The organism is Pseudorhizobium sp. NPDC055634 (genome assembly GCF_053618655.1).
In genome coordinates this window covers 184,026-190,573 of sequence record NZ_JBSHHW010000011.1, presented here as the reverse complement: position 1 = coordinate 190,573, position 6,548 = coordinate 184,026, and the positions used below count along the sequence as shown (strand labels likewise).

The 6,548-nt window shown below is 59.4% G+C and carries 5 protein-coding genes and 1 pseudogene; 3 read left to right on the top strand and 3 right to left on the bottom strand.

Annotation, left to right across the window (positions count from 1 at the left end):
• Positions 1-85: 85 nt before the first annotated feature.
• The 3 genes from ACWGPT_RS17770 to ACWGPT_RS17760 form a co-directional block, all read right to left on the bottom strand.
• Complete coding sequence (locus ACWGPT_RS17770) at positions 86-1,114, bottom strand: hypothetical protein (RefSeq protein ID WP_452606954.1); 1,029 nt, start codon at positions 1,112-1,114, stop codon at positions 86-88.
• Positions 1,115-1,239: 125 nt separating this feature from the next.
• Positions 1,240-1,656 (bottom strand): hypothetical protein, encoded by a 417-nt coding sequence (locus tag ACWGPT_RS17765; RefSeq protein ID WP_452606953.1) that lies wholly within the window; start codon positions 1,654-1,656, stop codon positions 1,240-1,242.
• A gap of 4 nt (positions 1,657-1,660) precedes the next feature.
• The gene (locus ACWGPT_RS17760; RefSeq protein ID WP_452606952.1) at positions 1,661-2,176 is read right to left on the bottom strand and encodes a hypothetical protein; all 516 of its coding nucleotides are present in this window, start codon (positions 2,174-2,176) and stop codon (positions 1,661-1,663) included.
• 292 nt (positions 2,177-2,468) lie between these two features.
• On the opposite strand from ACWGPT_RS17760, the gene ACWGPT_RS17755 reads away from it, so the two are divergent.
• The 3 genes and pseudogenes from ACWGPT_RS17755 to ACWGPT_RS17745 all read left to right on the top strand — a co-directional run.
• On the top strand, positions 2,469-2,687 hold the full coding sequence (locus ACWGPT_RS17755; protein WP_452606951.1) for a hypothetical protein: 219 nt from the start codon (positions 2,469-2,471) through the stop codon (positions 2,685-2,687).
• Positions 2,678-3,577 carry a hypothetical protein gene (locus ACWGPT_RS17750; protein ID WP_452606950.1) on the top strand — a complete coding sequence of 300 codons (900 nt, stop codon included), beginning with the start codon at positions 2,678-2,680 and terminating at the stop codon, positions 3,575-3,577. Before ACWGPT_RS17755 ends, ACWGPT_RS17750 begins: the two co-directional genes overlap by 10 nt.
• Before the next feature lie 1,692 nt (positions 3,578-5,269).
• Positions 5,270-6,548, top strand: a pseudogene (locus tag ACWGPT_RS17745) (hypothetical protein); the annotation flags it as partial.

Sequence of the window (6,548 nt, the reverse complement as noted above, 5' to 3'; positions counted from 1 at the left end):
AGCAAAAGGCGGATGGTCAGACGAAACAGGTGGGGGGTCAAAATTGGACGCCGGTCACCCCGCCAGAGGGGTCAATATTCCACGCCTAAACACACACCTGACCCGACTCGCCCTGACCGTCTGTGGCAGCCTTGGTCTCCTCGGACGCCGTCTCCTCGAGCGAAGCATCATCCTCGCGTGCCGGAAGCTCCGTCCCCGCACGCATTGGCTCCCCATGCACTACGAAGCGCAGCGTCGGCAGGACGTCGTTCACGAGCCATGCCGGAAACTCCGTGCGGCCGGGCCAGCGCGGAGAATCGCCGAGGCGGTAGAGCAGCCGCTGAGCCTTCCTCCAGGCCGCGCTGCCCTCGACTTCGCCCGGACGCAGGTTGCCTCTCTCGTTGAAGCCCGAGTGCATCGGTGCGATCGCGGATGCCAGCAGGTCGTGCGCCTGCCGGCAGTCAACTTCGATCTTGGCAGCAAGGCCGTTTTTGGCGACGTTCTTGCCCTTCGAAATCTTCTCCGCAGCCGCCTCGACTTCCTTCAGCGCCTGCTTTGTGAGGTGTCCGAAGAGGGCGATGTCCGCCTTCAGCTTTGCCTCGGCGGCACGGCGGAGGCCGGCCATTCCGCCAACGTCAGGCTGCTTCTCCTGAGTAGGAACCTTGTCACCCTTCACCCGCTGCTTGACCTGTGTGACGGTGAGACGCTCGCCGCCTTCGATCACGCGGAGAACCTCTTCGATCTTCTCCGGCTCCGCGCTCGCCAGCACGAACATGACCGTCGGAATCACGACAGCCGCCTCGAGCCGCTCGCGATACTCCGCCAGATGCTCGTGGATCGCGATGTAGTTGCGACCCTGGCGGGGAGTGTACCCGCAGGTCGCGCTGATCCAGCGTCCCAGCATCTTTTCCGGGAGCACGCCTTTTGCGCGGCTGAACTGGTAGCCAACCTCGAAGGCTTCGGACGCCGTCCGTCGGCGGACCGACTGCACGGCGTCACAGACCTCATCCAGAAGCGGCTGATGTTCCGGCGCTACCTGCATGACAGGTGGCTTCTTCGCGGACTTGGCCGCTTCTCGTTGTTTTCTTGTTTGCATGCTTTTGTCGTTCCTTGTCTGGTTGCGTTCGGGGAGCATCAGGCAATGCTCCCCCCTGACGCCGCCGCAGGATCGGTGGCGTCACAATGAAGCATCGCAGTGGGTAAGAAGGTCAGGCTCTGCGGCAGCTACCGGAAGCAGCGACCAGGGAAGCTAACAGCCGATCATGACGGGCCACCCTCCTCCGGGCGGCGCAGATCAGGCCGATCGAGCGGATAGCCCTTCGCCTGTTTGGCCACGACATGAGACACTGTTGTGCAGTGGAGATGACAGTGGTCGTCCGGTTCGCCACGGGCGAATTCGATAAGCGAAGCGATCGCCTGCCGAACATGCCGCTGCCCGATAGCCGCTGCCAGATTGGCCGCGGTGATGGGCAGCGGCCCGGCTGTGAGGTCGATGCGGATGGCTTCAGGCGCTGGCGGCAGACTGCGCCAGCGGATTTCGGCGCCATGTGCGAAGACATCCAGCGACGTCAGCACGCACGGAGGCATCGCGTTCAGGTGATGACGCAGGATCGTCACCTGCTCGTCCGCCTGGGCTGCAGATCCGGTCTGCTCTGTGGCGACTGGGCTACGAGACATTGGTTCACTCCTCCGATGTTGCGGCGTCGGACGCAGAACAGTCGCCGGTTAGCGCGTTCATGATCATGTCCAATGTCTGCTGGTTGGTCGGCTTGCGAAGAGCGTCCAGGAAACGCTCAACCAACAAATCGATCTTCTCCCTATCTTCGCGGCCGATGAACTTGTCTCCGCCGGGAGCGCTGCGCAGCCTGCCCAGGATCAGGGCGGGCAATGGGCGATCGATCAGAGCCGACATCAGCCGACCAGCCGTGCAGCCTTCAGGAAGGGGAATGGGGATGATGTACGGCTTGGGGGCAGTATAGAGGTCCTCAACCCGCAGCCCTCCACGTGCAGAGATGTAGAGCGTGAAGCCAGACAGGGGATAATCGGTCCCCCAGCCTGCGAGGTCCATGACGGTTTCATGGATCGATCCTGGCGCCGCTGCGAGCTCCACCCACATGGCTGCCATTTGACGTGCTTCCCGCACTGACGCGGAGCGTGCCTTGAACTCTGCGATGGCTTGTGCGAAGTCGTGAGTCATCCGTAACCCTCTCTTACGAGGGCGGAATTCGGCGTCTGGATGCCGACGAAGAACCGCCCGTTTGCTGATCCAACTTATGCCGGACACCACCTTTGGTCGATGAGTCCGGCGATTGACACGCTGGACGCGCAGGACACGCGCGGACAAAACGCAACTTCAAGAGGTGCGCACGTCAGTTCTACACGTCGGCTCCAGCCACTAAGATGGGCCGATTATTAGGCTATCCTTCACCTTAGTAATTTGAGCGCCGTTAGGAGATCGACTGTAGCACGTTTGGCAGAAGGAGAGCCCCATGCCAGATCAGGTTTCAGACGAAAAAGGCGTGCCGTTTGATTGGCAGGCTGCGATGCGGTCAATGAAGACGAGCGATCTGATCGATCCCGACGCTGACGCATTTCATGACTTCCACATGTGGCGCGAGATGCTGATTGAGAAGGTCCGCAGAGGCGTTACGACACCGACGAAGCGGAGAAGATTGTTGAAGGTCGGAAGGCACCGCCTTTGCGCATGATTCCTGAAGGGATCGATCAATTCAACGCTGAGATGAGGCTATGGACGCCGGAGATGTTGCTCGCATGGATAGCTGCACGCGATCCTGCGGATGTCCATCGCCACTTTCCCTCATCGTATGAGGGTGTCCATGTCTGGACCGAAAGCTTGTACAGATATTCGGTAGAGACGCAAAAATCTGTTCTAGGGGCCGTGCGGAGCGTACCGCCAGGCACCTTTCAAAGTGGCTCTACTCCTCAGGAGTTGCGAGAGGTCTCCGGTACAGTCCGGCCCGGCTATCAACTTCACGAGTTGCGAGAAGTCCGCTATCCGGACGGCTACTACGGTTTCGACGGCGAGCAGAAGGACTTCCCCGATCTCCAGGCCGTTTTCCCGGAGCTCCGAACACACCTTGGACGGGGCACGATCGAAGCGACTGGCCTGCCGCAGGCTCAAGGGGAACCTTATGAGATTGACAAGAGGCTTTGGGAGTATGCGGCCTTCAACGTAACTCCAGCGTTGGGAGGCGTCCTTTCGCTGAACGGTGTTGATCAATACCACCGGGTGAAATTCAAAGCATCGGGAGTTCTGATGGCGTACCCCCCGAAGCCAGGAATTCACCTGTCTAGGATTACTGTGCAGCGGTGGACGCAGATGATCCAGACCGATGGAGATTACAAGGAAAAGATCCTTCGAAAGTTGCAGGAGAAATATCCCGACGGTCTTCCCTTCACGAAGACGGTCAAAGAGCGCGATGAGCTGATCCGTCAGGCTCTGGATGAAAGCCATCTTGAGCGATGGAGGCCTACCCATGATGCCGCTCGCGATCTCGACAAATTCCGGAAGGCTATGGACAGAATCGTCAAACCCTATCTTGAGGAGGATGCGGAAGAGATCTTCAGATTCTCCTGAAGGTAGTGACCAATAGCCAGTGATGCGATTCAGCTGCAAACGGCGTGATAAGGAGTAATGGGGGGAAGACACACCTCAACGACAGGACGTCGTTTGCACGAAGCTGCCAGGGCAATTGGGCGAAATCGCCGCGACGTTGGACAACAGTGGTCCGTTGGCACGGTTGATGTCAGCATCATGTCAGTCAACGAGTGCTGCTTCGGGCGAAACGGGAAGCGTCCGCTCGGCTGGCGGATCATCAGGTTTCGGAAGACCTTGTCACTCTCATGTAGCCGAGGCCCGCCACTCAGTGCCTTCAGCCTCATCCTAAACCGGCTAGACGGCCCGCATATCCCGCCGACTTGACTGGACAGCATGGATGGTTAGCCACAGAGCATCCTTCAGAAATCATACGGCCTCTCCCTCGCCTCATCGTCAACCCGCTGCAGACCTACCTTCCCTTCTTGAACGCCTGAGACCGGCCACCAGAGAGGCAGGCAACAGAACTCAAACGGCGTTTGGATGGGAATCGCGAGTTCAATGTTCGGAATCGAAAGGTCGCAATCCGGAATCGAATCTTTCTGATTCGGAATCGCCTCAGAGTAAATTGAGACGACCTACCTCGATTTGCAGGCAACGCGTCCTCAGTTGCCAGCGACGCATATCGCTTCATGTCCGGCGAAGGTGGTTTGAATCGAGCGGTCGAAGCTATACCTTCGCCGGCTGGTTGGGAGGTGGGGGCTGCGGTGCGCGCAAGGTGCACCAGGGCAATCCCAGGGCTCGGCCTTCTTCAGTCGCGGATCAAAGGCTCGGCATGTGGCATCCTTCCGCCCTGTACAAGCAGCGCCCTCACCTGCTCGCCATCAAGCACAGGTTGCTCATTCAGCTCCCGGGCGACATTCAGGATTCCTCATTCGTCCGGGAGTATGGTCGTCGCCGGTCTATCTCTGCCTCCTGATCGTCGCGTGCTACAGTTAGCACGCGCGGGCTCCTCAGCGAGTCCCCAACTAGGCACGAGAGCGGATAGGCCGCGGATTGTCAGCCAAGAGTGGTGCGTCGCGTGCTAATGGAAGGTCAACACGGTTTCTCAACATCATCATGACCGGCTGCCGACCGGCTCGATCGTCGGCAGACCTACGGACGGACCAATTGCACGAGTAAGCGGAATTCTCCCTATTCGGAAAACTCCGAGATTGCATCTTCCACGGCAAGCGCGGCGCCTAGAAGACGATCGTCATTGTTGGCAAGGCCGGACAGCAACAGACCCACTGGCATGCCCGCATCGCGCTCGTGCTTAGTTAAGCTCTGATGCATATACGCAACGGCATCCAGAAATCCTGACCTTATCGCGGCATTGTGCCACGTTTTTAACACAGCAAAGGCAGGTCTCGCGTAATGATAGACGCGGGGCGTTTCTAAATGCGGGCCGGCAAGCCGGAACTGCGAAGGAGGCCACACATGCGCATCGTTCGTCGTGCAGTGCTTTCAGCGTCCGTGCCTCTGGGGCGCACCGGTTGCCGCCTTGCCAACGCACCTTCTTTGTCAGAGCCATGCCAAGAACAGAGACCACTTGACGCCCGATTGTCAGAGTTCGCTCTCTTGAGCACGGGCGAGGGCGCAACGATGCGGGCTCCCGTCGTCCGAGCACCAGTGGGCCGCTCGATCAGACAATCTCTCCGTCGCGTCAGCCTGATTCTTCTCTTGGCCGTCGCGATGTCCGCGCCGGTTGTTCGCCAGGCTGTGACGCAGACGATCCCGCCTGGCGGGGAACTGCCCCATACTCCTGCTAACGATTCTACATTCGTCCTAGAGGGTAACGCCACTCTTTCCTCGCCACTGACGGTGCCCTCTCTGCTGACGATTACGGGCGCGGCGGGCGGCAGTACTATCACGTTGAGCGGCGGGAGCGGCGGGTACTTTAACCTGAGCAGCCCTCCCGCGACGACTCTAACGCTTTCAAATGTGACCATAGCCGGTCGTAACAATACTGCCGGTGGAAACAGCCTCGGCGGCGCGATCAACGGTCCACTCACTCCGGAATTGACTATACCCGTAACTGGAAGCGTAACGTTTTCGAACAACACGGTCACGGGCACTGGCAGCGGCGGCGGCGCGATCTACATGGGCCGCACCGGCGGCAACTTCCCGGGCAGCGTGTCGATAGTCAACGGCGGTCAAGCCACTTCCAACAGCGTAACGTTTTCGAACAACACGGTCACGGGCACTGGCAGCGGCGGCGGCGCGATAATCGCGCGTGGCAGCGTCTCAATAGGAACCAGCGCATCGCCCGTCACGTCCGTCACCTTCACCGGCAACACGGCTACCAATTATTTCGGCGGCGGAATCTACTCTGCCCCCGCTGTCACGGGTGGCGGCACTGGTAAAGTAACGATTTACGGTGACGAAGTGACGTTGTCGAACAACACCTCCGGTGCGGGTGGCGGCGCGATCTATGCACAGGATGGGATAACTATAATCGGCAATACAATAACAGCATCCGGCAACGTGTCCGGCGCTTTTGGCGGCGCACTGCAAGCCAACAATAATATAACGATAAGCGGCAACAGCATAATGTTCTCAGACAACGAGGCTGCAGGCGCCGTAGGTAACGGGGGCGGAGGCGCCATCCAAGTTGGCGGCGACTTGCCCAACAGCAACGTCTCGATAGCCGGTGGCAATGTAGTGCTGTCGGGTAACAGAGCTGATTTTGGCGGCGCGATCCAAGTCAGCGGCGCTACAACGATAATTGGTAACGAAATAGTGCTGTCGGGCAATACGGCTACAGGCGCGTCGGAGTTTGGAGGCTACGGCGGCGCGGTCGCCGGGCTCGGCCTCAGCAGTGATGTCCTGATAGACGGCAACGAAATAACACTGTCAGACAATACAGCCAGCACCAGCGCTGGTGGTGCGATCTACGCCACCGGTAATGTCTCGATCGGCAACAGCGGATCGACTGTCGACGTCATCGGCAACATGGGCGCTTTTGGCGGCG

Bases quoted from the DNA above. Each gene is read 5' to 3' on its own strand.
- ACWGPT_RS17770 (WP_452606954.1), bottom strand. From the start codon at position 1,114: ATGCTCCCCGAACGCAACCAGACAAGGAACGACAAAAGCATGCAAACA.
- ACWGPT_RS17755 (WP_452606951.1), top strand. From the start codon at position 2,469: ATGCCAGATCAGGTTTCAGACGAAAAAGGCGTGCCGTTTGATTGGCAG.
- ACWGPT_RS17765 (WP_452606953.1), bottom strand. From the start codon at position 1,656: ATGTCTCGTAGCCCAGTCGCCACAGAGCAGACCGGATCTGCAGCCCAG.
- ACWGPT_RS17760 (WP_452606952.1), bottom strand. From the start codon at position 2,176: ATGACTCACGACTTCGCACAAGCCATCGCAGAGTTCAAGGCACGCTCC.